Genomic DNA, 25,637 nt, shown 5'->3' with positions numbered 1-25,637 from the left:
CGGTGTCAGTCGCGGAAAGTGTCGATCAGCCAGTCGACGAATACCGACAGCCGCGCATTCTGGTGGCGGTTCGGCGGATACAGGATATGGAAGGGCATGAGCGGCCGGCGCCAGTCCTGCAGGATCGGCACCAGCTCCCCGGCGTCGATCCACGGCTGCACCATGCGCGTAAAATGCTGGCCGACGCCCAGGCCTGCCCGCATCAGCGCCAGTACGCCATTGCCGTCGTTGGTGGACAGCGCGCTCGACGCGATTTCCACGCGTTCGCCGGCGCGTTCGAAGATCAGGGGATTCGACTTCGTAGTCGCCGCGAAGAAGTAGCCCACGCGTGTGTGTCGATCGAGGTCGGCCGGCGTACGCGGCGTTCCCGCGCGCGCCAGGTAGGCGGGCGAAGCGAAAGTGCCGTATTGTAGGTCGACCAGCTTCCGGCCAATCATCGACAGGTCGTGTATTTCACCGGCCCGGATCACGCAGTCGACCCCCTCGCCGAGGATATTGGCCGGACGGTCGCTGATGCCGAGCGCGAGGGTGATGTCCGGGTATTCCAGGTGGAAGGTGGGCAGCGCCGGGATCAGGAGCGAGGTCGAGAACGAGGCCGGGGCGTCGATCCGCAAGTGCCCGTGCGGCTTGCGCTTCTGGCCGCGCATGGCGTGGTCCATCGCGTCCAGTTCGGCCAGCAGGCGGCTGGCTTGCCGGTAGTATTCGGCGCCCTCCGCCGTGATGGCGACGGTGCGCGTGGTGCGATGCATCAGCTTGTTGCCGAGATACCCCTCCAGGTCACCAATCAGCTTGCTCACCGTGGAGCGTGGCAGACCCAGCTGGTCGGATGCGCGGCTGAACGAGCCAGTGTCGATCACGCGGACGAACGCGCGCATGGCCAGGAGCTGGTTCATGCGTGAGCGTTGGGAAAAGGGAAGCACATAGGTCACGATTATCCACGAAAGTGGATAATCGTGACCTGTTTGCTATGCCGGCAATTCGCCGGCGCCGATCAGGCCGCTTCTTTCTTGTTCGCCTCAGTAATGGTCCAATAGTAAATCGTGCGGCCATCTACCTCGACCGTTTTCTCGGCCGGCCATTCCGCCCCCATGTCGAAGGCATGCGACACCACGCGCGTGCCGACCTTGAGCTGTTTCCATAGTTGTGGACGCAGCTTGGCGTTGATGGTCGGCAACAGGTACAGGGTGACGACGGTCGCGCTCGAGAAGTCGGTCTTGAACAAGTCGCCGACGCGGAACTGGGCGCGGTCGGACACCCCGGCCTGCTTGGCGTTTTCCTTGGCCTCCGCGATGCGGGTAGGGTCGATGTCGATGCCGGTGCCGCGCGCGCCGCGCGCCTTGGCGGCGGTGACGACGATGCGGCCGTCGCCGCAGCCCAGGTCGAACAGCGTGTCGTTCTTGCCGACCTTGGCCAGGTCGAGCATCTTGTCGACGACTTCCTGCGGGGTCGGGACATACGGCACGTCGAGGCGCGGGGTGGCCTGGGCCAGCGCGCGGCCGAACGGGAACATCATGAGGCCGGTGGCGGCGGCAGTGGACAGCAGCAGGGTACGACGGCGTGGTTGCGGGTTCATCAGCACAGCTCCTCGGGTCAAGTGGATTTGGGGGGAAACTCTCTGGGGTATCATCGATCGCTCCTCGAGCGCAGCAACAGCAACAGCAGGACGCCGATCGCCAGCACGGCCACGCCGATCCATGCGGCGTTCAGGCCGCCGAGCTGCTGGCTGTACACGTACGACAGGCTCGACCACAACATATAGGCGCAACTCGCGCAGAACAGCAGCGGCAGCACGGGATACAGGGGCACCTTGAACGGGCGCGGCGTGGTGGGCTCGCGACGCCGCAGCACGAACAGCGAGATGCCGGTGAGCAGGAAGAACAGCCAGAACACGGGGGCCGTGAATTCCACCATGGCCTTGAAGCCGCCGCCGAGCGCGGCGCCGGTCGCCACCAGGGCCAGGGCGGCCACGCACTGCACCGTCATGGCGACCGTCGGGGTGCCGCGCTCGCTGTCCCACTCGGCCAGGCGGCCCAGTTTTTTCCAGTCGAGGCCGATCGCGTAGCTGGTACGGGCGCCGACGATCATGGTGGCGTTGATCGAGGTGAGGGCGGAAATCGCCACCAGTACCGAGATGATCTTTTCGCCCGCCGGGCCGAACACGACTTTCATGACGTCGGCCGCCACCGCCTCGGAGGAAGCCATGCCGTCCATGCCCAGCACTTTCCAGTAGGCCCACGTCACCAATAGGTAGAGCACGGTGATGACGGCAATGCCCATGGTGAGCGCCTTGACCATGTCGCGCGGGCCGCCGCGCATCTCGGCGCTGATGTAGGCCGCCTCGTTCCAGCCGCCGTAGGTGAGCAGGACGAATACCATCGCCATGCCGAGGGCCGTGCTGGCCGGGCCGCCGCCGCTGGTTGCCGCCGCTGCGGCGCTCGCCGGGGCCGGATCGGTGAACAGGGCGGAGGCGCCGACGATGAGCAGCAGGCCGAGGATTTCGGCGACGGTGAGGAAGGTCTGGGTGCCCGTGCCGGTGCGGATGCCGCGCAGGTTGAGGGCCGACAGGCCGACGATCACCGCGATGGCGTAGACCGTGCTTCCCCATCCGTTTGGAGCGATGGTGAGCGGGATGGCCTGCTGCATGTAGTCGCCGAACACGAAGCCGAGGAGGGCGATCGAGCCGGTGGTGATGACGGAGAAGCGGGCCCAGCCGAACAGGAAGGCGACCGAGCGGCCGAAGGCGCGGTGAAGGTAGTGGTAGTCGCCGCCGGCGTGTGGATACGAGGTGGTCAGCTCGGCGTAGCACAAGGCGCCGATCAGCGAGACGAGGCCGCCCATCACCCAGAGCGTGAACATGGCCGGTGCGCCGCCGCTCATGCCGGCGACAAGCGACGGCGCCTTGAAGATCCCGGCGCCGATGACCACGCCGACGATGACGGCGACGGCTTCACGCAGGCCGATGGTCGGCCGCGGGCGGGTGTCGCGAGGAGCTGAGACGGGGCGTCGCGCTTCGATGGCGTCCATGTCGTGATCGGTTGGGCGCGCCGCCGGCCGCCGGGGACCGGATCGCGCTTGGTTGCACATGGGGAGCCAATGAGTACACCATCGCTCACCCGCTTTTCGGAACTGGATGTTATCCAGACCGAAGAGCGGGCGGCGCGCGATTGAATTGACAGAAAGATAAACACGGGCTAAGGCAAGCTGCGAAGCAATAGACTGATGGAAGGCGCAGCAAGGCGCTGCCCCAGGCCGGCGAGATCAGTCGGGTGCGGGCGCCGGAGTGGCGCCTGACGCCGCAATTGCTGCACGATCCGCCAGCGCCGCGTGGCGTCCATCGCGCGGGGCCTGCGCCAGCGCAGGCGAACCGAGCCAGGCGAAGATGGCCGGCCAGATGTCGGCGTGGGCGCTGCGGCCGACCAGCACGCCGACGTGCTGCAGGTTGACGCCGACATCGCCCCGGTATTCGATGACCCGCTTGCGCCCGCTGCTGGCCGCTTCATGGAAAGGCAGCACGGCGTCGGGCGGAATCACCTTGCTGCGGAAGTCGACCACGCTCAACAATGGCGCACGCAGGTCACGCGGGCCGATGTTGCGACCGCCGATGTCAAGCCGACCTTGCATGAATTCGTCGTTGCGATACAGCGATTCGACAATTTCGGTGAACAGGCGTCCCGGCAGCGGGAATTCGTCATGGGTCCAGCGCTCGACCCGCAGATGGGTCGCCAGCGCCTTCGGGTCGAGCAGCGACAGCCAGCGGTCGGCGATCCTTTCCCATTGGAAGGCGTGCGGCTCGGCCATGGCGCTCATCATGTTGAGGTAGACGCCTGGCACCTGGCCAAAGGCGTCGGCGATGCCGCGCGCGTCTGGCGTGGCCTTGACCAGCGGCGAGAAGCAGCAGGCGGATTGCTCGAAACGCAGCGGCGATTCGAGCAGGATGGTGGCCGCCACGCGCGCGGGATGCATGCAGCTGTAGATGGCGGCCAGGATGCCGCCCAGCGAATGGCCGACGATCGTCAGCTGCTCCTGCCCGCTGTCTTGCGCGATCGCGCGCTGACAGGCCGCCAGCAGGCGCTCACCATAGTCGTTCAGGCCGACGTCCGGGTCGCCATCGGGCATCGGCAGCCATTCGGCCAGGTAGACCCGATAGCCGCGCTCGCTCCAGCGCCGCACCACGCTGATGTCGGGCGCGAGGTCCCAGATATAAGCGCGCTTGATCGGTGCCGGCACCAGCAGCACCGCGGGGCCGCCGCCGGGCGCGTCCTGATAGCGCCGCAGCTGGAGGCCGGGCTGCTCGAGGATGACCGTCGACGGGGTCTGTTGCGGCCCGTAGCCGGCCCGCTCGAGCATCTTGCCGCGCGCCTGGCGGCTGCGGTCCATCTGCTTGAAGGCTTGCGTAGCGACGCCCCCGAAGGCCCCGAACACGTTCGAGTTGCTGGCATACATGAATAGTGATCCCGTCGGATTGGCGATCATGAAACTCTACGCCAACTATCGCTGGGCTCCAACCGCGCACGATTGAATGGCAATGCTGTTTGCGCCAGCTTAAGACCTGTCTGAAAGTTATGGCCTGCGGCACTATTGGCTTACAGGTACTTAACCCAGGCCTTGCCGCTCTCGCGCTTGTAGCGTCCGAAACGTTTCGTGGGCCAGTACAGCAGTGCAGCCAGCACCCCGGCGCCCAGCCACACCTGCCACACATGCTCGACGTCGGCCCGCGGCAGGTTCAGCGCGCCGGCCGCGATCCGCTGCGCGAGCAGCAGCAGGTACAGGTGCAGGATGTAGAAGAACAGCGGCGCACCGCCGAACACCGCCACCACCCGCACCCAGGCGGCATCGACCCTGTCGATCCAGGCCAGCACCAGGAGGCCGACGCCGAGGGTCAGCAGCAGGAAAAGTAGCGAAGGCGGGTACTTGGTGAAGTTCAGCCACGACATCGCGCTACGCAGCAGCGCGTCCTGCGGCGCCCAGGGCAGGGTCTCGCCATAGATGTTCCAGGTGCGCAGCACCAGCAGCAGGGCCAGGCTGGCGACGCCGCCGGTGACGAGGCCGCGCCGGCGCTGCCTTGGCGCGGTGGCGCGCGCATACAGCGGGCCGCAGGCGTAGCCGAGCAGGATCACGCCGATCCAGGCCAGCAGCGGATAGCTGATGCGCACCCGCACGGGATCCTCCATCAGGTAGCCGCGCCGCTCCAGGATCGTCCATGCGTCGGCCGCCCAGGAACCGGGCTCGAAGCACAGCCCGGACAGCGCATTGTGGCCCCCCACGATCAGGACGCCGAGCGCTGCCAGCAGCGGCAAGGGCAGGCGGTGCAGCAGGCTGAGGGCCAGCATCGACAGGCCGATGGCCCAGATCACCTGCAGGTACACCGTGTGCGGTGTGAAGCTGCCGGTCCAGGCAAAATTGATTACCACGATCTCGAGCAGGATCAGGAACGCGCCGCGCTTGGCCAGGAAGCCGGTGGCGCGGCGTGGCCCGGTCGCCGGATTGGCATACAACCAGGCCGACAGGCCGGTCAGGAACACGAACATCGGCGCGCAGAAATGGGCGGCAAGACGCGAGAAGAACAGGCCAGGATCGGTGCTCGTCGCATCCATCGGATCGCCGACCTGGTGCTGCAGGAAGAACGTCTCGCGGACGTGATCCACGGTCATCAGGAGCATGACGAGGCCGCGGGCGACGTCGATCGAGGCGATGCGCCGGCTCGCGCCGTCGACGGGATAAGGTGGGGCGTTGTGCTTCATGTCGTTGTGCTTGATGGCCGGCGCGGCGGCGCGCCTGCGCGCGGGCGCAGGCAGCGGTGCCGATCAACGCCGGACAGGAATGGGACAGGCCACAGCGTCAGCATGCGGCCAGGCGTTTCTCAGGAGGCGAGCAATGAAGCGGGCGGCGCGTGGGGCTGTGGCAGCAGGTAATCAGCAGGGCCGGGGCGATGTACCGCGACCACCATCGGCACAACGATCAGCGCGAGCATCCAGGCGACGGCGGCAGGCAGGACCTGTGGCGCCGGCGGCGCCGCGTTCGACTGCGCCTGCACCGAGCAGGCGACGCACTCCTGGGCCTGCGATTCCAGCTTGTGGTCGTGGCCGACGGCGGCGAACAACTGCAGCAAGAGGACGATTGCGCCGGCCCACAGCAGCAGCCGGCCGCGCACGGCGGACAGGGGCTGTTGGTGGGATCGTGTTACGGTCATCGTCGTGGCATCGTAGTCGCAACCCGCGATTGTACTGGAATACGCGGCGCGGTAAAAAACCGGTGCCCGGCGGATGGCCGGTTCGTCTGGCATACTCGATCCATCCACAACGATCGATAGGGCGAGGTGTTTACCGATGAAACCAGAGATTCTCGTGTTGGGCGGCCCGTGGTCGCAAGAAGTGCGGGCACGGGTGGAACAGGCCTTCCACTGCCATTTCGCGGCGGCGATCCCGGTTGCCGGCGACGCCGCATTCGATGCGATCGCGAGCAGCATTCGCGCGGTCCTGACGACGGGCACGGTCGGCGTGACGCCGGCCCTGGTGGCGCGCCTGCCGGCGCTCGGGATCGTGTCGGTGAACGGCGTCGGCGTCGATGCGGTGCCGCTGGCGCTGCTGGCGCAAAAAGGCATCCACCTGACCAACACCCCCGACGTGCTCACCGACGACGTGGCCGATTTCGCGGTCACCTTGCTGCTGTCGACCGCGCGCCGCCTGCCGCAACTGGATCGCTACGTGCGCGACGGCGGCTGGCCGGCCAAGGTGCCATTGAGCCACGCGCGCAGCCTCAAGGGCAAGGTGGCGGGCATCGTCGGCTTCGGCCGCATCGGCCAGGCAGTGGCCCAGCGCCTGCAGGGCTTCGGGATGCAGATCCGCTACTTCCAGCGCAGCGCGGGCCCGGCCCCCCACCAGAGGAGCGGCTCGCTGCTGGCGCTGGCCGAAGAAAGCGATATGCTGGTACTGTGCATGCCGGGCGGCGCCGACACCCGGCACATGATCGACGGCCACGTGCTCGACGCGCTCGGGCCGCAAGGCACGCTGGTCAATATCGCGCGCGGCTCGGTGGTGGATGAAGCGGCGCTGATCGGGGCGTTGCAGGATGGCCGGCTTGGCGCGGCGGGCCTGGACGTATTCGAGGACGAGCCAAACGTGCCGGCGGCGCTGTGCGCGCTCGACAACGTGGTGCTGACGCCCCACGTCGGCAGCTTCACGCTGGAAGCGCGGCGCGCGATGGGCCGGCTGGCTGTGGACAACCTGGTGGCCCACTTCAACGGCGAGCCCTTGCCCACGCCGGTGGTCTAGTCGAGATGCTCGTGGTGGTCGGCCACGCCCCGTTTCCAGTAGGCCGAGATCCGGCCCGCCTGGCGCGGCAAGCCCTTGTCCAGCAGCAGTTGGCGCACCTGGACCATCAGCGAGGCCTCGCCGCCGCCCCAGGCCAGCCCCGCGCCGCTCGGCAGTGGCAGATCCTTCAGAACCTGCAGCAATTGTTCGTCCGAGCCCACCCAGTGGATGTCGGCATTGGCCTGGGTGACGAACTCGCGGCGGTCGGCCGCATCGACCAGCAGCACGACCTGCGCGCGTGCCGCCTGCGGCAGCTCTTCCAGGCGGCGGGTGACGGCCGGCAGCGCGCTGGCGTCGCCGATCAAGAGGTGCCAGTCCATCTCCAGTGGCAAAATCATCGACCCGCGTGGCCCGCCGATGATGGCTTTCGCGCCGACCCTGGCGCTACGCGCCCATTCGGCGGCGCCCCCATGACCGTGCAGGGCGAACTCGATGTCGATCGCGCAGGCTTCCGGATCGAACCGGCGTGGCGTATAGTCGCGCCGGACCTGCTGCCCATCGGCGCCGTCGAACATGAACTTGACGTGGTCGTCGAACGACAGCGAGGTGAACTCCGCGAGTGCGGCGCCAGTGAAGGTGATGCTGACGAAGCCGGGGCTGAGTTGCGCGATGCGCGCGACTTCCACCTCGCGCAGCTTGAGGTCATGGCGAACGCGCTCGACTGCTGGAAACTGCGTGGGAATGTGGGATTCAGACATGCTACACTCCAGAATTAGTTGATAGTATCCACCATTATGCGAAAAGAAGTTGATAGAGTCAACCAAATTCAGGGCAAGCGTGCGGTCGATCCTCTGGAAACGATGCACGCGATCGTGCATCTCTACCGGTCACGGCAGCTACGCGGTGTGCGTGGTGGCCCGCACGAGCTGGCGCATATGGAAATGAAGGCGCTGGGGTATTTCGCACGCCATCCGGGCGCCACACAAAGCGATCTGGTGGCGCATTCGGGACGAGACAAGGCCCAGGTGGCCCGGCTGATCCGGGCGCTGCGCGAGGCCCAGCTGCTGGACGCGACCGCGGACGAGCAGGATCGGCGCAGCACGCGCCTGTCGCTCACTGCCGCAGGGCAGGAAGTGTTCGATGGCTTGCACCGCCAGAGCGGCGTCTTGCGCGAAGCGGCGCTGGCCGGCCTGTCATCCGAAGAGCAGGCGCAGCTGACGACACTGCTGGCGCGGGTGCGCGCCAACCTGGAACAGACGCGGACGGATTAGGCCGCTCGTCGGGGCAGACCTTACTCGACCCAGCCGAAGCCGTCGCGCGCCAGCAGCGCGAACGATTCCGCCGGACCCCACGAGCCGGCCGCGTACGCGTGCGGTTTCTCGCCCAGCGTCTCCCAGCCGTTGATGATCGGCTCGACCCATTCCCAGGCCGCCTCGAGCTCGTCGCGGCGCATGAAGTGCGTCAGGCGCCCGCGCACGACATCGATCAACAGGCGCTCATAGGCTTCGGCGCGGCGCTGCTGGAAGGCCGACTGCAGGTCGAGGTTCAGTGCGACCTGCTGCATCAGCATGCCGCTGCCGGGCTGCTTGGCGAAGAGCTGCAGCTTGATCGCTTCTTCGGGCTGCAGTTCGATGACCAGGCGATTGGCGACGCCGCCCGGGCTTTCCGGGAACAGCGGGAACGGCGGATTGGCGAACTCGATCACGATCTTGGATGAGCGGCGCGCCATGCGCTTGCCGGTGCGCAGGTAGAACGGCACCTTGGACCAGCGCCAGGTGTCGATATGCGCGCGCAGGGCGACGAAGGTCTCGGTGTGGCTGTTCGCCGGCACGTTGCTTTCTTCGTGGTAGCCCTTGACTTCCTGGTTGCCGCTCACGCCACGCGTGTACTGGCCGCGCACGGTATCGCGCGCGATATCGGCCAGGCGCATCCGGCGCAGCGAGCGGATCACTTTCAGTTTTTCGTCACGCACGGCATCCGGCGACAGCGACGTCGGCGGCTCCATGGCGACGATGCACAGCAGCTGCATCAAGTGGTTCTGCACCATGTCGCGCATGGCGCCGGCGCTGTCGTAGAAGCCGGCGCGGCTGCCGACGCCCACTTCCTCGGCCACCGTGATCTGCACGCTCGAGATGTTCGGCGCGCGCCACAGGGGTTCGAGGATCGAATTCCCGAAGCGCAGCACCATCAGGTTCTGCACCGTTTCTTTGCCCAGGTAGTGGTCGATGCGGTAGATCTGCGATTCGGCGAAGTGCTTGCCAACCGCTTCGTTGATCTCGACCGCCGAGGCCAGGTCGCGGCCCAGCGGTTTTTCGAGCACCACGCGTGCATTGGCGTCGACCAGGCCGGTCGCGGCCAGCTTGTCGCAGATGGTGGTAAACAGCGACGGCGCGGTGGCCAGGTAAAAGACGCGCTGGGCGCCTTCGCGCGAGGCGTCGCGCAGGGTGTCGAAGAGCGGGGCCGCCGAGACGTCCAGACGCACATAGACGAGCAGGTCGAGGAAACCGGCCCAGCTCTTCTCGTTGAAATTGGCGGCGCTGATGAAGGAACGCGAGTGTTCCTCGACGAAAGCCAGGTAGGCGGCGCGATCGTAGTCCTGGCGGCCGGTGGAAAGGATACGGGTCGATGGCGGCAGGTTACCGTGCAGGAAGGCCATGTACAGGGCCGGCAGCAGCTTGCGCATGGCAAGGTCGCCCATGCCGCCGAAGATGGTCATGTCGAGGGGAAGGCCGTTATCGTTCTCGTTCGAGGTGCTCATGTCTCTTTCGCTGACAGGTTGTATGGATCGCTTGCGTCGTGCGCTCGCCTGGTTCGTCTTTGATTGTAGCGTACATGACGGAAAACGACTGGCAAAAGCGGCAAGATTGCTTCATCCCATGCCGGGACGAAAAAAAGCCCGCGCAAGCGCGGGCTCGAAGCCACCAAGAGAAGAGATCAGCGATTAGAACTTGTAGCGCAGGCCGAACAGGTATTCGCGACCGGTCACATTGTTCACCACCACGCTGTTGCGTGCGCGGCTGATGAACTGGTCGTTTTCCTCGTTGGTCAGGTTGACGCCTTCGAGCGTGAACTCGAGGTTGTCGTTGACCTTGTACGACAGCGACAGGTCGACGTTGAAGGTTTCATTCTTGCCTTCGACGTCGTTGTTGTTCTGGCCCGGCACGCGGGTCACGAAGCCCGAACGCTTGGCGCCCGAGACACGTGCGCTGAACTTGCCGTCATCGTAGAAGAAGGTCGCGTTCCACGATTTCGGCGACAGGTTCAGCAAGTCGTCGGTGATGGTGGCGCCGCCGGTCGGCGAGACCAGATATTCGATCTTCGACGACACCTTGGTGTAGTTCAGCAGCGTGCCGAAGTTCTTGCCCCAGCCCGGCAGGAAGGTGAACGGCTGCTGGTAGCTGATCTCGAAGCCCTTGAGCTTGCCGCCATCGGTATTGACCGGCAGCGTCTGCTGGAAGACTTCCTCGCCCGTGAAGTTCGCCGGCAGCAGCGACAGCGGCAGGCCCGAATCGCGGAACGCCACGTTGGTGCGCAGGCTCTGGATATAGGTGTCGATGTTCTTCTGGAACAGGCCCAGGCCGACGAAGGCCTTGTTGGCGAAGTAGTACTCGAAGCTGCTGTCGAAGGTCTTGGCGCGGAATGGCTTCAGGAACGGGTTGCCCGAGTTGATCGACAGGTTGCCGGTGGTGGCGATGCTGCCGCCAGGTGACAGGAAGCCCAGCTGCGGACGGGTCATTACCTTGGCCGCGCCGAAGCGCACGATGAACTCATCGGTTACGTTGGCGGTCAGGTTGAACGATGGCAGGGTGTCGGTGTAGTCGTGGTTGACCTTGACCGCGGTGCCGCCGCCGGCCGCCTGGTAGCCGATGGTCTCGAGGTCGGTCTTCACGTAGCGCACGCCGACGTTGCCGCGCAGCGGGATGTTCCACATATCGTAGCGGAACTCGCCCATCAGGTAGATGCCGTCGCTCTTCTCGGTCACCGAGCGGTTGTTGCCCCGTGCATTGCCGTTCTCGATCGACGACAGGGTGAAGTCGCCCGGGCCGCCGGCAGGGCCGCTCTTGATGCAGTTGCAGTAGATGTCATACGCCGCAGCGATCGCCTGCAGGTTCGGCACTACCCAGCCCGTCGGGTTCCCGGCCGGCATGCCGAGCTGGCTGCCGAAACCGGTCATGTTCGTGGTCAGGCCGGTCGCGCCGCTTGGCGGCGCGAAGATCGTGTCGTTCTGGTTCACGCGACGGAACTCGTAGGTGTCCGACGTGTACTTCTTGCTGTTGACGCCGCCCTTGAAGGTCAGGTTCTCGTTCGCTTCCCAGGCCAGGTCGAACTGGGCAACGTTATTGACGTTGTCGGTGCCCTGCGGACGGATGCGGATCTCGCTGGTGGTGGTGTTGGGCACCGTGGTCGGCTGCGCGCCACTGGCTACTTGCGGCACCCCGATCAGGCCCAGCGGACCGCCGTTGACGTCGAACGGGTAACTGACGACCGGACGGCGGCTGTCGTTGCGGAAGTCGATGCTGTAGCCATCGACGTTCAGCGCGTCGAGCGTGACGGTCGTCTGGACCGGATTGCGGAACTTGGATTCGGCGCGGCCGTACTTGGCGCTCATGCTCCAGGTGTCGCTCAGCTTGTGCTCCAGGGTCAGCGTCGGCTGGGTGAAGGTGGTCTTCAGTTCGTCGAAGCGCTGCTCGGAACGGATGTCCACGTTGTTGTAGCGGCCGTACAGCAGCGAGCCGTTCGGCGCGTACTCGGCTTCGAGCACGCCGACCTGCGGCTTGCCGCCCTGGCTGGCGCTGCGGCTGAACGAGGTCGCCTGCAGGAAGTCCTCCTGGCGGGTCGCGTCGAGCTTCGAGTACAGCATGTCGAAGGTCAGCAAGGTGCCGCGTTGCGGACGCCATTGCACCGATCCGGTCAGACCCAGGCGGTCCTGGTCGTGGGTCAGGCGGCCGTAGCGCGGCAGGCGCGGATGGAAGTTGTTTGGATCGCTGGCATTGTTGTAGGCGGCGATGTTCTCGGGCGTACCGGGCAGGCGCTCGGCGCCCTGCGCGGCCGGGCCGCAGGTGGTCGCGGTCGAGTTGGCCGGGTTGGCGGCCATGCCTTGCGGCGCGCACCATCCGCCCGACGATGGGCCGTTATCCCAGCGTACCGAGCTGAAACCGTCTTCCAGCACGCGGCGCTTCGAGTAGGCGCCCGAGATCAAGACGCCGACCTTGCGGTCGAAGAAGGTATTCGAGACCATGAAGGCTGCGCGCGGATCGGTTTTTTCCGAGCCGTCGTTGTATTTGCCCTTGAGCGCGACGGTTGCGTTGAAGCCGCGCAGGTCGAACGGGCGCAGGGTCTGCAGGTCGACGGTCGCTCCGAGCGAGCCTTCGTCGACGTCGGCCGACGAGCTCTTGCGCACCGTGAGGGCGCTGAACAGCTCCGAGGCGAACACGTTGAAATCGAAGCCGCGGCCGCGGTTGGTGCCGCCCGAGCTGTCGGTGCCGCCGGTGGTGGCCAGGCCCTCGATGCCGTTGATGCGTACCCGGGTAAAGTCCTGGCCCAGGCCGCGCACCGTGATGCTGCGGCCTTCGCCGGCGTCGCGGTCGATCACCACGCCCGGCACGCGCTGCAGCGACTCGGCCAGGTTCGTGTCGGGGAACTTGCCCATGTCTTCCGACTTGATGACGTCGACGATGCCGTTGTCCTGGCGCTTGGCGTTGAGCGCACTCTCGAGCGAGGCGCGCAGGCCGGTCACGACCACGGTCTGGGCGTTGGCAGTTTCGGTGCCGGTTGGGGTGGCGGTAACTTCCTGTGCAAAAGCCGGGCCGAGCGACAGCGCCGATACCGAGGCGGTGCCGAGCAGGCAGAGGGTCAGTTTGCGCAGGACAGCGCGGTGCGGGTTGTGATTCATCTTGTCTCCATGCGTTTTTATAGCGGTGAGATCACGTGATCTCCCGGTGTTGCATCTTGGATCTGGTCAGGCCAGTTTTGTAATTCTATGGCAACTTGGAGCGTTTTGGTCAGGCCAAAGTAAAAATATTTACAAATTGGCCTGACCTGATGAGCTTAAGCGCGGCGCGCCAGCGTTTGTTGGTAGCGTTTGCCGGCAATGGTGACGTTGTCGAGGGTGACCTCGACGGCGTTATGCAGGAACCACGGCTTGGCCGTATTCCTCGGCGTGCCGAAATCGCAGTCGCTGATGCGCACGCGCGCGATCGGCGGGATCGGGGCATTCGCCTTGCCATTGAAGCTCGATGCGACCGGACCGAGCAACACGAAGGCCTGGTAGCACGAGAAGCGGCCCTTGCCGGTATCGACGTTGGACGTGCGCACATTGCTGATCTCGATGTCCGAAACCTGCGGTGGACGGATGCGCATGGTGTCGTCGCCCGGTACGTAGTCGCAGTCGATCGTGATGATCGCCCCCGCGGTCGACGCCACCGGTTCCGTGATCTCGCGGGCGCCGGGCAGCGGCTTGTACAGCATCGGCTCGGTCGCCACGCCGTGCGGCAGCGTGACGTCGCGCACGTACAGGTGGCGCAGGAAGCCGCCGCGGTTCATATTGGTCTTGAGCCGGATCGCGGTGTTGAGCGGGTCGTTTTTCCAGTGGGTGTTGCGGAACTCCAGCTTCTCGGCATACACGTGCTCGATGCCGCCGGCCATCTCGCTGCCCAGGGTGACGCCGCCATGGCCGCTGTTCATCACGCAGTTGCGGATCACGACATTGCGTGTCGGCCCATGGCCGGTATCGAGGTTCTTGCCGGCCTTGATCGCGATGCAGTCGTCGCCATTGTTGAACAGGCAGTCGTCGACCAGCACGCCGTCGCAGGCTTCCGGGTCGAAGCCGTCGCTGTTCGGGCCCAGGCTCTCCATGTTCACGCGCCGGATCAGCAGGTCGCGGCAGTGGACCGGATGGTGCAGCCAGAACGGCGCCGCATTGACCTGGTAGCCCTCGAGCAGCACCTTGTCGCAACCGATCAGCTCGATCATGCATGGCCGCAGGAAGTGACCGTGACCGAACACGCGTTTCTCCACCGGCACGCCGGCTTCCGACAGCGCCGGCAGGTAGCGTGAATCGGTCTGCCAGCGCTTGCCTTGGCCCTGGATGCTGGCCTGGCGCCGGGCGTCGATGCCTGGCACGACCTTGTCGAGCGGCGGATTGTTCGGGTTGGCATGGACCTCGGTGCGCGTGCGTACCGGCTTGCCACGGCCTTTCCAGTCCCACCAGCATTCCGGGCCGTCGGCGAAACCTGGCTCGAACGGCACCCCGCCCTGCCCATTGAGGATGCTGGTCCAGTCCTCGCCGGTGAGGGCTATATTGGATTGGTTGATGGCGTACACCAGCGGCGAATAGTTCAGGCAATCGTTGCCCTGCCAGCGCGACAGCACCAGCTTGCCGTTCTTGCCACAATCATGGTCGCCGTGGCGCGCGTAGTGGGCCGGGTTGGCGGCGAAGTGCACGCGGGCGCCGGCGGCCAGGTGCACGTGCACGTTCGAGCGCAGCACGATCGGGCCGGCGCAGTACCATTCGCCCCTGGGGATCACGACCCGGCCGCCGCCCTTGGCGTGGCAGGCGGCGATGGCAGCGGCGATTGCCGGATAGCAGTCCGGCGAATCCGGCGCCGGCGTATCGAGCATGCCTTCGACCAGCGATTCGGTCTGGCCCTTGACCTGCACCAGGGTGCAGGGCTTGGCGCCATGGGCGGTGATGACGAAGTCCTCGTCGCGGAAGGTGAGCGGCGTCGCGAAACGGGCCACGATCTCTGCCGCGCGCTTCCACGGGTCGGGGCGGACCGTGCCGGCCGCCGCCGCGGCCGCGGCGGCGGCCGCGCCATCCTGGTGGGCGCGGGCGATGCCGGAGGCGCCGAGGCCGCTCATCAGCAGCGAGGCGGCGGGTACGGTGCGCAGCAGCGCGCGGCGTTTGGCTTGGAATGGCATGTCGCTCCTCATGGTTGTTTCGCGATGGTCACGCGCACCGGACTGGCGTCGCGCGCGGCCTGGTCCTGCGTCACCTGCTGCCATTTGGCGCGGCTGGTGATCTCGCCGGCGCGGCTCCAGGCGCCGCCAGCGTAGTAGCGCAGCGGCTGGCCCGGCGTGGCCGTGGCGACGATCAGTTCATTGAGCGCGTCCTGGGCGAAGCCCTCGGCCGATGGCAGCACGACGGCGGTGCCGAAGGCGTCGTTGCTCTTCTGCTCGACCCATTGCAGCAGCACCTTGCCTTCGCGGCCGACCTGGATCTTCGGATCCTGGCCCTTGTCGCCCGGCGTCTTGTTCAGGCCAATGGCCACGGTGAGCGGAGCCGTGTCGCCGGCGGTCGTGGTGTAGGTGCTGTCGATACGGTCCAGCCAGTGGCCGGCGTCGACCGTGAAACGCTTGACCTCGCTGACCTGGCGTCCACCCGCATCCCACGGCGCATAGTGAAGCTCGAAGATGGCGCGGATCGGACCGTTGGCCAGGATCTTGTAACTGGCCCAGTTAACACCCGTGTACAGTGTCTTGCCATCCCAGACGCCGCTACCACCGGCGCCGCGGGACTTGCCGACGTTGTACATGTCCATGCCCTCGCCCTGGTCCTTGTGGTAATGGTCATGGCCCTTGTTGTACCAGCGGTCGACGATCGGATAGCCGACCCGCTTGAACCACAGGTCGAGGCCACTGGTGACCAGGACCTCCTTGACCACGCCCGCTGGGGCCGGCGCGGCCAGGGCCGGACCGTAGGTGCGGTGCGCGACCTTGTCGTTCTCCCATGCGAAGTCGTCGAGGCGCTCCGGCACATGGCGTGCGAATGCCTTGACCGGGAAAGGTGGCGCCACGCCGTCGATGCGCTCGATGGTGAAGCTGGCGCTCTTCTCGCCGGGGGCGAAGCTGTGCTGGAACAGCAGTTCGCCGTAGGCCACACCCTCGTTGTTCGGATCCTTCGCCTGCGGCGCGATATTCGTTACCTGGTGCGGCAGCACGCGGCCTGCCGCGTCCTTGACCGCGATCTTCTGGATCATCGCGCCCGGCAGCGCAGCATTCACGTCCTTCCAGGGGATCGCGATGGTTTCCGATGGACGTGCGATCGCCAGGTCATGCTGCACAGTGACGCCGACCTTGTCGGCGCCTGGCGCGGCGTGCACGGGGGCGCTGGACAGGGCGAGCGGGGCGCCCAGCATACTTGCCAGTATCAGTCGTTTCATGGTTGCCCCCGGATCAGTGGTGTTCGCGGTAATCGGTCTTCCCGCCCTTGGGCAGGTAGTGGTAGGTACGGACCTTGTGCTGGATCTCGAACGCCGGGTTCTTCACCAGGCGGATGATCTCGGCGCCGGCCAGCAGCATCGGGCCGTAGCCATGCAGGGCGTCGACGCTGGTCGGACGATGGTAGTAATAGACCATGTCGCTGGCCAGGGTCGTGCCGACGCAGGTGCCTTCGACCTGGCCCAGCGAATTGATGCGGGTCGACAGCGCGTTCCAGCCGGTCTGGGCGATCGAGCCATAGGTGGTGGCGCTGATCCAGCCTTCGTTCACGGCGTGCGCGAACACATAGGTGAAGATGGCGCTGGCCGAGGTCTCCAGGTAGGAGTCGTTGCGGTCCAGCATCTGGTGCCACAGGCCGCTGCCGCTCTGCAGTTCGGCGATGCCCTTGAGCGAGGCGCGCAACTGGTCCATCACCTTCGGATAGCCGGGATGGTCCTTCGGCAGCACATCGAGCAGGTCGGACATGGCCAGCACCGCCCAGCCATTGGCGCGCGCCCAGTAGAAGCGCGGCGCATCGGCGTGGTTCGCATGCCAGCCATGGGTGTACAGGCCGAGCTGCGGGTTGAACATGCGGCTCGACATGCCGATCACGTTATTGACGGCGTCGTCGAAGTAGGCGCGCTCGCCGGTCAGGCGACCCATCTCGGCCAGCGCCGGGATGCTCATGTACATGTCGTCGGCCCACAGCGAGACCTCTTGCGGGCGCTTGCGCGCCATGGTGCCGTCCTCCAGGCGGAACTGGCGCTTATAGACCCAGTCGCTGCAGGTGTCGATCATGTTCTTCAGGTCGGGCCCGACCTTGGCGAAGCGGGCCCGGATCAGGGCGGCGCACATCGAGCCGCTGTCGTCGAGCGAGCGGGGATCCAGAAAGCGCGAGAAGCTGTTGGCGCGCTCGAGCTTGAACTTCTGTTCCTGGGCGCGGAAATAGGGGAGGGTGTCGTTGAAGAACTGGAAGTGGCGGCGCGTCATGCTGGTGAAGCCGTTGTCGCCGGTGACCTCTGCCGCCTTGAGCAGGCCCGAATGCACCACGCCCATCTCGTAGACCTGGATCCCATAGTCGCCTGCGCTGCGCTCGAAGACGGCGTCGGCGCTTGGCGTCCCGAGGTCGGTGATCGGCTGGCCGGAACGCTTGCTGACGATGCGGGTTGGCGTCGCGCGGTCCATGAAGGCCCGGATCGACTGCAACTGGGCGGTGACCTCGGCCACCACCGGCTTCTTGTACGGAATCGGGTAGGTGCCTTCGCCCGGATCGCCCAGGTTGCTGTTGTCGGGATTGCGGTACTTGCCCTCTGCCAGGGCGGGTCCGCAGGCGAGCGCGCAGCCCAAGAGCGCTGCAAGCAGGTGCAGGGTGTGGCCTTTCATGTGTCTCCAATCGCGTTGTTGTATTACCGGATGTCGGTATCGTGCTTCAGCTACCGTGCTTCTAGTATTGCTGGCTTGCATGGTGCAGGTCCAGGACTTCATCCGTGCCCCTGGCGCTGCCTATATTGCGTTTTGGTCAGGCCATTTTAATTTGGTCCGGCCAAAATCGCAAGGTGGACTAGCCGCATTCGATTTATTTATGGCATACTAAAAATGACCCTTCCCCAATCAGCCAAGAGATAGGCAGAGAGACATGAACCACCAAGTTCCGCGCACCATCCGCATGCAGGCCAGCGACAACGTCGCGATCGTCGTCAATGACGGCGGCCTGCCCGCCGGCACCGCATTCCCGGACGGCCTGGTGCTGCTCGAAGGTGTCCCGCAAGGTCACAAGGTCGCGTTGGCCGACCTGCAGGATGGCGACGCCGTGATCCGCTATGGGGTGACCATCGGGTATGCCGACGGCGCCATCCCGCGCGGCAGCTGGGTCTCCGAGCGCGTGCTGCGCATGCCGGCTGCGCGTTCGCTCGACGACCTGCCGGTCGGCACCCACGCGGTCGCTGCCGGACCGCTTCTCGACGGCTATACCTTCGAGGGCTATCGCAACAAGGACGGATCGGTCGGCACCCGCAATATGATGGCCATCACCAGCACGGTACAGTGCGTGTCGGGCGTGATCGACTACGCCGTCAAGCGCATCCGCGAAGAACTGCTGCCGCGCTACCCGAACGTGGAAGACGTGGTCGCGCTCGAGCACGTGTACGGCTGCGGCGTGGCGATCGACGCCCCCGGCGCCGACATCCCGATCCGCACCATCCGCAACCTGTCCAGGAATCCGAACTTCGGCGACAGCGTCATGGTCGTCAGCCTGGGCTGCGAGAAGCTGCCGCCGGCGCGCCTGTTCCCGGCCGGCGCGATCCCGATCGGCAATGCCGCGCCTTCGGTGGTGACCCTGCAAGACCAGCAACACATCGGCTTCATGTCGATGATCGACTCGCTCATGAGCACCGCCGAGAAGCACCTGCAGGAACTCAATGCGCGCCGCCGCGAGACCTGCCCGGCATCCGATCTGGTGGTTGGCGTGCAGTGCGGCGGCAGCGATGCATTCTCGGGCGTGACCGCCAACCCGGCGGTGGGCTACGCCACCGACCTGCTGGTGCGCGCCGGCGGTACCGTGATGTTCTCCGAGGTGACCGAGGTGCGCGACGGTATCGACCAGCTGACCGCGCGCGCCTCCAGCCCCGAGGTGGCCGAGGCCATGGTGCGCGAGATGCAGTGGTATGACGATTACCTGGTGCGCGGCGGCGTCGACCGCAGCGCCAACACCACGCCCGGCAACAAGAAGGGCGGCTTGTCGAATATCGTCGAGAAAGCCATGGGCTCGATCGTCAAGTCGGGCACGACCGCCATCACCGGCGTGTTGGCGCCGGGCGACCGGTTGCAGCAGAAAGGCCTGATCTATGCCGCCACGCCCGCGAGCGACTTCATTTGCGGTACCCTGCAAATGGCCGCCGGGATGAACGTGCACATCTTCACCACCGGGCGCGGCACGCCTTACGGGCTGGCCGCGGTCCCGGTGATCAAGGTGGCCACCCGCACCGAACTGGCACGGCGCTGGCACGACCTGATGGACCTCGACGCCGGCAGCATCGCCAGCGGCGAGGCGACCATCGAGGACGTCGGCTGGGAGCTGTTTCGCATGATTCTCGACGTGGCCAGCGGGCGCAAGACCTGGGCCGAGCACTGGAAGCTGCATAATGCGCTTGCGCTGTTCAATCCTGCGCCCGTGACCTGACTGTATTTATTGGAGACCTGAATGACCGCTGCAGTACAAAACAAGACCGGCAAACCCTTCAAACGCATCCTGCTGACCGGCGCCGCCGGCGGTCTGGGCAAGGTGCTGCGCGAGCGCATCAAGCCCTGGGCCGAGGTGGTACGCCTGTCCGACGTGGCCGACATGGGCCCGGCCGGCCCGGGCGAAGAAGTCGTCCAGTGCGACCTGGCCGACAAGGACGCCGTGCTGGCCCTGCTCGAAGGGGTCGACGCGGTGCTGCACTTCGGCGGCATCTCGACCGAGAAGCCGTTCGAGCCCATCATGCAGGCCAATATCCTGGGCGTGGCCAACCTGTACGAGGCCTTGCACAAGGCCGGCACCCGCCGCGTGATCTTCGCCAGCTCGAATCACGCGATCGGCTACCACCCGGTGACTACCGTGCTGGATGCCGATTCGCCGACCCGTCCCGACAGCTACTATGGCCTGTCGAAGGTCTTTGGTGAGCAGATCGCGCGCTATTACTTCGACCGCTTCGGTATCGAGACTGTCTGCGTGCGCATCGGTTCGAGCTTCCCGGAGCCGGCCAACAAGCGCATGATGAGCACCTACCTGTCCTACGACGACCTGACCGAACTGCTGCGCTGCGCACTGTTCGCGCCACGCGTCGGCCACACCATCGTGTACGGCATGTCGGACAACGACAGCACCTGGTGGGACAACCGCCTGGCCGCGCACCTGGGCTACAAGCCGAAGGACAGCTCGTCGAAGTTCGCCCACCTGTTCCCGGATTCGTCGGAGTTCCCGGCCAAGGACGACGTCACGACCATGTACCAGGGCGGTAAGTTCCTGCTCGACGGCCCGCAGTACTGAGCCGATGATCGAGCGCCTCGCGTTACGCAATGCGAGCCTGGTGGCCGAGATAGTGCCCCAGGTAGGCGGCGCACTGGCGCGGCTCGACTGGATCGCGGGCGGTGCAGAGACCGCGCTGCTGCGCGGCTTGCCGCCGGATGCGCCTGGCGTGCCTGCGCCATCCCAGATGGCCTGTTTCCCGCTGCTGCCATGGTCCAACCGCATGGCGGCGTCGGGGTTTGCCTTCGAAGGCCGGCAGTATGTGCCGGCGCCGAACCGGGCTGGCGAGCCATGCCCGATCCATGGCGACGGCTGGCAGCAGGCGTGGCAGGTGGCGCGCCACACGGAATCAGGCTTGACGCTGACCCTGGCGCGTCCCGACGCTGCACCGTTCGCTTACGAGGCCGAGCTGCAATACACCCTGGACGGCGCCGCGCTGGTGATCGAACTCGCGGTGCGCAACACCGGGGCGCAGGCGCTGCCGTTCGGCATCGGCCTGCATCCCTGGATGCCGGATCCGCAAGGCGCGCGGCTCGAAGCTGGCGCCCGCGGCGTGTGGTTCAGCGGCCCGGACAAGCTGCCGCTGAGCCGTAACGACATCCCCGAAAACTGGCGTTTCGACACGCCGGCCGCGCTGCCGCAAGACGGCGTCGACCACGTGTTCGACGGCTGGCGGGGGCGCGCCCGCATCGCCTGGCCGGAGCGCGGCGTCGCGCTCGAGCTCGAGGCCGACATGGACTACTTCATCCTGTACATTCCGCCGGGACGCGATTTCTTCTGCTTCGAACCGGTCGACCATCCGATCAATGCGCACAATTTGCCGGGCCAGCCCGGTCTGAGCGTGCTTGCTCCTGGCGCGACGCTGCGCCGTCGTTGTACCTTCCGCGGCGCACCCCGATGAAGCAGGCGCCAATCGCCGCTGCACTGATGCTTTCCGCGATGCTGGCACCGGCAGCGGTACAGGCCCAATACAACGCCGAGACGACGTACCGCAAGCTGGTGGGCGACTATCCCGACATCCGTATCGCCAGCGCCGAGGCGCCGGCACCGGTCCGGGTCCGCAAGGACCTGGTGTACGTGCGGCGCGCCGGTCTGGCGCTGGGGCTGGACCTCTACCTTCCGGCACCGGGCTCGACGCCGGCGCCGCTGGTGCTGCTGGTGCACGGCGGCGGCTGGGGCAGCGGCGCGCGCACGAACATGGCGCCGCTGGCCGCCCGGCTGGCGGCGCGCGGCTATGCCGCCGCCACTGTCAGCTACCGCCTCTCTGGCCAGGCCCGTTATCCGGCCGCGATCGATGACGTCAAGGCGGCGCTGGACTGGCTGCGCACGCATGCCGGCGGGTTCGGCGTCGACGCTGGCCGGATTGCGATCGCCGGCGGGTCGGCCGGCGGGCAAATTGCGGCCCTGGTCGGCATGACGCGTCCGCGCGACGTGCGCGCCGTGATCAATATCGATGGCCTGTCCGACTTCACAGCGCCCGAAGCGCTGCGTCACGAGGACGATCCGGCCAAGAAGCCGTCGGCGGCCGGGGCCTGGTTCGGCGGCCGGTACGCCCAGAAGGCGGCGTTGTGGCGCGACGCGTCGCCGCTCATGCATGCCGGCAAGGACAGTCCGCCGGTGCAGTTCATCGTCAGCGGCGTGCCGCGCTTTTCGGTGGGGCGCGAGGCGCTGGCGGCGCGGCTGGCCGCCCACGGCGTGGCGTCCGACACGGTGGCGCTGGCCGGGACCCCGCATGCGTTCTGGCTGTTCGATCCCTGGCTGTCGCCGACGGTCGACGCGATGGACCGGTTCCTCGGCCAGCACATGGGAGCCCTGCCGGGTCGGGCGCCGTGGTCGGCCGACCTGGGCGACGGCCGCTACCGCAACCCGATCCTGCACGCCGACTACTCCGATCCGGATGCGATCAGGGTTGGCCAACGCTACTACATGGTGTCGTCCAGTTTCGCCAACGCGCCGGGCCTCCCGCTCTTGTCCTCGAGCGACATGGTCAACTGGGAGCTGGTCGGCCACGCTCTCCCGCAACTGGTTCCGCCCCAAGCCTTTGCGGCCCCGCAGCGCGGCAAAGGTGTGTGGGCGCCCAGCCTGCGCCACCACGACGGCCGCTTCTGGATCTTCTATCCCGATCCCGACCATGGCGTGTATGTCACCACGGCCAAGGACTTCACCGGTCCCTGGAGCGCGCCGCACCTGCTGTTGCCCGGTAAAGGCATCATCGACCCGGCGCCGCTATGGGATGACGACGGTCGTGCATGGCTGATCCATGCCTGGGCCAAGAGCCGGGCCGGTTTCAACAACGTGCTGACCTTGCGCCAGATGGCGCCGGACGGGCGCAGCTTGCTCGACAACGAAGGCAAGACCGTCATCGACGGCAACCTTCTGCCGGGCTACCGCACGCTCGAGGGGCCGAAGCTCTATAAACGCAACGGCTGGTACTATGTCTTCGCGCCGGCGGGCGGGGTCGAGCATGGGTGGCAATCGGTATTCCGGTCGCGCCGCGTCGAGGGGCCGTACGAGGACCGCATCGTGATGGAGCAGGGTGCGACCGACATCAACGGCCCGCACCAGGGCGCGTGGGTGACGACGCCGCAGGGCGGCGACTGGTTCTTCCACTTCCAGGACCGCCGCGCCTATGGACGCGTGGTGCACTTGCAGCCGATGCGCTGGGCCGACGACTGGCCGTTGATCGGCGAGCCCTCCGCCAAGCCCGGCGTCGGCCAGCCGCTGCGCGAGCACGCCAAGCCGGTGCCGGGCGGTCCGGTCCGGCGCCAGCCGGCGGTCGGCGACGAATTCGACGGCCCGGCGCTGGGGCCGCAGTGGCAGTGGGCTGCCAATCCGCAAGCGGGCTGGCATGCGCTGGACGCCCGTCCCGGCTTCTTGCGCCTGTTTGCGCAGGCGGCGGCGCCGGTCGGGCAACTGCCGTCGGTGCTGAGCCAGAAATTCCCGGGCCCGGTCTTCGGCGTCACCGCGAAGGTCGAGTTGCGCGCGCAGGGGGACGGCGACCAGGTCGGCCTCGGCGTGATGGGGCTGTCCAGCAACTGGTTCGGTCTACGCCAGATCGCCGGCCAGCCGCGCATGGTCGGCGTGCGCTGCGGGCAGGATGGCGCATGCATCGACACCGTCGGACCGGCGCTGCCCGCCCACGCCGTCACGCTGCGCATGCATGTAACGCACGCGGCGCGCGTCGCGTTCTCGTACAGCGCAGACGGCATCCACTACACGTCCTTCGGCCAACCCTTCGACGCCGCCATGGGCCGATGGGTTGGCGCCCAGGTCGGCGTATTCGCGACCGGCATGGCGGGCGCCTACGCCGATCTGGACTACCTGCGCGTCACGCCGTGATCAGGCGCGGTGCGACAGCACCGTGTCGAACACCCTGGCCCCGATACGGACGTTCTCGAGCCTGACGTTGCGCACATTGTAGAGATACCATGGCTGGGCGGCGTTCACCGGCGTGCCGAAATCGCAGTCGGTGACGGTCACGTCGCGGATCGGCAGGATCTCGGCCGGCGCGCTGCCGTTATAGTCGAAGGCGACCGGCCCCAGGAACAGCATCGCCTGGTAGCACGAGCGCGGCCCGGCGGCGGTCGCCACGTTGCCGACCTTGATGCCCGAGATGTGGATGTGCTCGACCACCGGTGGCCGGGTGCGGACGTTGTCCGCATTCGGCGCGTAGTCGCAGTCGAAGGTGATCACGGCGCCGGCGCCGGGCGCCACCGATTTCGGTGCGATCGGCGAACCGGGGAGCGGCGTATAGAACTGGGGTTTCAGGTTGACGCCATTCGGCATGGTGACGTTGCGCACATAGAAATGGCGCAGGTAGCCGCCGCGGTTCATATTGGTCTTGAGACGGATCGCCGTATTGAGCGGGTCGGTGGCCCAGTGCGTGTTGCGAAACTCGATCTCCTGCGCATATACGTGTTCGATCCCGCCCGCCATCTCGCTGCCCAGCGTCACGCCGCCATGGCCGCTGTTCATGACGCAGTGCTGGATGACGACGTTGCGGGTCGGTCCGAAGCGGGTATCGCGGTTCTTGCCGGCCTTGATCGCGATGCAGTCGTCGCCGCTGTTGAAGGTGCATCCGTCCACCAGTACGGTGTCGCAGGCCTCGGGGTCGAAGCCGTCGCTGTTCGGCCCCAGGCTGTCCATGTGCACGCCGCGGATCTCGACCTTGCCGCAATTGACCGGGTGATGCTGCCAGAATGGCGCCCCATTGAGCTGGTAACCCTGCAGCAGCACATTGGTGCAGCCGATGAATTCGACCATGCAGGGGCGCAGGTAATGACCGCGGCCGAACACGCGCCGGGCCACCGGCACGCCGGCCTCGGACAGCGTCGGCAGGAAGGCTTCGTCGGTGCGCCACTTGTCGCCGGTCCCCTCTAGCAGCGCGACCTGCGCGTCGTCCAGGCCGGGCGCCACGTCGCGGATCGACGCGGGGTTGCGCGGATTGGCGACGGTCTGGGCTTCGTGCTGGCGCGGGCCGCTCTTGCGCTTGCCCTTCCAGTCCCACCAGGTGTCGCCATTGGCGCGCAGTACTCCGCCCTGGCCGTCGATGATGCTGGTCCAGTCCTCGCCGGTCAGGGCGATATTGTCCTGGCCGTAGGCGTACACCAGCGGCGAATAGTTCAGGCAGTCGTTGCTCTGCCAGCGCGACAGCGTCAGCCTGCCGTTCTCGCCGCAGTCGTGGTCGCCGTACTTCGCGAAATCCTCGGGGTCGTTGCTGAAGTAGACGTGGGCTCCCCTGGCCAAATGGACGTTGACATTGGACTTCAGGACGATCGGACCCTTCACCAGCCAGTTGCCGGCCGGGACCAGCACCCGGCCACCGCCAGCGGCGCTGCAGGCCGCAATGGCTGCTGCGATCGGGTGGTAGCAGTCAGTGGCGTCCGGCGCCGGTGTGGTCAAGCGGCCGCGCTCGTGGTGGGCGACGTAGCCGTCCACCGTTACCACCCGGCATGGCCTGGCGCCGTGGTCGGTGATCACGACATCGCGTTGCGGGAATGCCAGCGGCTGCTTGAAGCGCTCGACGATGGCCTGGGCCCGCAGCCAGGGATCGCCAGCGGTGGCGGCGTGCGCCTGGCCGCCGGCCGTGAGGCCGGCCACCGAGGCCGAGGCGGCGCGCAGCAGCGAGCGCCGCCGGGTGTCGACAGGTTTGCCTTGCTCGATATGCATGATGTCTTTCATGG

The 25,637-nt window shown here is 66.6% G+C and carries 19 protein-coding genes; 6 read left to right on the top strand and 13 right to left on the bottom strand.

Features of this window, described 5'->3' with window-relative positions:
* Positions 1–5: 5 nt before the first annotated feature.
* The 6 genes from AC56KW_RS04520 to AC56KW_RS04495 form a co-directional block, all read right to left on the bottom strand.
* The gene (locus AC56KW_RS04520; RefSeq protein ID WP_497169541.1) at positions 6–893 is read right to left on the bottom strand and encodes a LysR family transcriptional regulator; all 888 of its coding nucleotides are present in this window, start codon (positions 891–893) and stop codon (positions 6–8) included.
* Between the two features lie 98 nt (positions 894–991).
* A complete protein-coding gene (locus AC56KW_RS04515; RefSeq protein WP_497169540.1) occupies positions 992–1,573 on the bottom strand; it encodes a class I SAM-dependent methyltransferase in 582 nt (193 codons plus the stop codon).
* A 50-nt stretch (positions 1,574–1,623) separates the two neighbouring features.
* Entirely contained in the window at positions 1,624–3,024 is a 1,401-nt protein-coding gene (locus tag AC56KW_RS04510) for an APC family permease (protein ID WP_497169539.1), read from the bottom strand.
* Positions 3,025–3,258: 234 nt separating this feature from the next.
* Positions 3,259–4,473 carry an alpha/beta fold hydrolase gene (locus AC56KW_RS04505; protein ID WP_497169538.1) on the bottom strand — a complete coding sequence of 405 codons (1,215 nt, stop codon included), beginning with the start codon at positions 4,471–4,473 and terminating at the stop codon, positions 3,259–3,261.
* Positions 4,474–4,583: 110 nt separating this feature from the next.
* The gene (locus AC56KW_RS04500; protein WP_497169537.1) at positions 4,584–5,741 is read right to left on the bottom strand and encodes an acetyltransferase domain-containing protein; all 1,158 of its coding nucleotides are present in this window, start codon (positions 5,739–5,741) and stop codon (positions 4,584–4,586) included.
* A gap of 119 nt (positions 5,742–5,860) precedes the next feature.
* Positions 5,861–6,283 carry a hypothetical protein gene (locus tag AC56KW_RS04495; RefSeq protein WP_497169536.1) on the bottom strand — a complete coding sequence of 141 codons (423 nt, stop codon included), beginning with the start codon at positions 6,281–6,283 and terminating at the stop codon, positions 5,861–5,863.
* 43 nt (positions 6,284–6,326) lie between these two features.
* Between AC56KW_RS04495 and AC56KW_RS04490 the strand changes: the two genes are divergently transcribed.
* Positions 6,327–7,271 carry a 2-hydroxyacid dehydrogenase gene (locus AC56KW_RS04490; protein WP_497169535.1) on the top strand — a complete coding sequence of 315 codons (945 nt, stop codon included), beginning with the start codon at positions 6,327–6,329 and terminating at the stop codon, positions 7,269–7,271.
* Here the strand turns inward: AC56KW_RS04490 and AC56KW_RS04485 are convergent.
* Positions 7,268–8,008, bottom strand: coding sequence for a siderophore-interacting protein (locus tag AC56KW_RS04485; protein WP_497169534.1), 741 nt, complete (start codon positions 8,006–8,008; stop codon positions 7,268–7,270). The two genes, AC56KW_RS04490 and AC56KW_RS04485, sit on opposite strands and share 4 nt — an antisense overlap.
* Before the next feature lie 102 nt (positions 8,009–8,110).
* Between AC56KW_RS04485 and AC56KW_RS04480 the strand changes: the two genes are divergently transcribed.
* Complete coding sequence (locus AC56KW_RS04480) at positions 8,111–8,521, top strand: MarR family winged helix-turn-helix transcriptional regulator (protein ID WP_497169533.1); 411 nt, start codon at positions 8,111–8,113, stop codon at positions 8,519–8,521.
* Positions 8,522–8,541: 20 nt separating this feature from the next.
* On the opposite strand, the gene zwf is transcribed toward AC56KW_RS04480, so the two are convergent.
* From zwf to AC56KW_RS04455, 5 genes are all read right to left on the bottom strand, one after another.
* Positions 8,542–10,008: a glucose-6-phosphate dehydrogenase gene (gene zwf, locus AC56KW_RS04475; RefSeq protein WP_497169532.1), complete on the bottom strand. Its 1,467-nt coding sequence runs from the start codon at positions 10,006–10,008 to the stop codon at positions 8,542–8,544.
* Between the two features lie 183 nt (positions 10,009–10,191).
* Complete coding sequence (locus AC56KW_RS04470) at positions 10,192–13,143, bottom strand: TonB-dependent receptor (RefSeq protein WP_497169531.1); 2,952 nt, start codon at positions 13,141–13,143, stop codon at positions 10,192–10,194.
* Between the two features lie 155 nt (positions 13,144–13,298).
* A complete protein-coding gene (locus AC56KW_RS04465; protein ID WP_497169530.1) occupies positions 13,299–15,170 on the bottom strand; it encodes a glycoside hydrolase family 28 protein in 1,872 nt (623 codons plus the stop codon).
* 8 nt (positions 15,171–15,178) lie between these two features.
* A complete protein-coding gene (locus tag AC56KW_RS04460; protein ID WP_497169529.1) occupies positions 15,179–16,411 on the bottom strand; it encodes a BT3233 family polysaccharide utilization protein in 1,233 nt (410 codons plus the stop codon).
* A gap of 13 nt (positions 16,412–16,424) precedes the next feature.
* On the bottom strand, positions 16,425–17,831 hold the full coding sequence (locus AC56KW_RS04455) for a glycoside hydrolase family 88/105 protein (protein ID WP_497169528.1): 1,407 nt from the start codon (positions 17,829–17,831) through the stop codon (positions 16,425–16,427).
* 253 nt (positions 17,832–18,084) lie between these two features.
* Between AC56KW_RS04455 and garD the strand changes: the two genes are divergently transcribed.
* From garD to AC56KW_RS04435, 4 genes are read left to right on the top strand one after another with little or no spacing between them, the layout of a single operon-like run.
* Positions 18,085–19,626 carry a galactarate dehydratase gene (garD, locus tag AC56KW_RS04450; protein ID WP_497169527.1) on the top strand — a complete coding sequence of 514 codons (1,542 nt, stop codon included), beginning with the start codon at positions 18,085–18,087 and terminating at the stop codon, positions 19,624–19,626.
* Positions 19,627–19,647: 21 nt separating this feature from the next.
* On the top strand, positions 19,648–20,475 hold the full coding sequence (locus AC56KW_RS04445) for an NAD-dependent epimerase/dehydratase family protein (protein WP_497169526.1): 828 nt from the start codon (positions 19,648–19,650) through the stop codon (positions 20,473–20,475).
* 4 nt (positions 20,476–20,479) lie between these two features.
* Entirely contained in the window at positions 20,480–21,355 is an 876-nt protein-coding gene (locus AC56KW_RS04440; protein ID WP_497169525.1) for an aldose 1-epimerase, read from the top strand.
* A complete protein-coding gene (locus tag AC56KW_RS04435) occupies positions 21,352–23,793 on the top strand; it encodes a family 43 glycosylhydrolase (RefSeq protein WP_497169524.1) in 2,442 nt (813 codons plus the stop codon). Before AC56KW_RS04440 ends, AC56KW_RS04435 begins: the two co-directional genes overlap by 4 nt.
* Here AC56KW_RS04435 and AC56KW_RS04430 read toward each other — a convergent pair whose 3' ends face one another.
* Positions 23,794–25,635, bottom strand: coding sequence for a glycoside hydrolase family 28 protein (locus AC56KW_RS04430; protein WP_497169523.1), 1,842 nt, complete (start codon positions 25,633–25,635; stop codon positions 23,794–23,796). It abuts the gene before it with no gap.
* Positions 25,636–25,637 lie beyond the last annotated feature (2 nt).

It is taken from the genome of Telluria sp. RT2P19, assembly GCF_059685725.1.
This window is presented reverse-complemented; position numbering and strand designations above follow the sequence as displayed.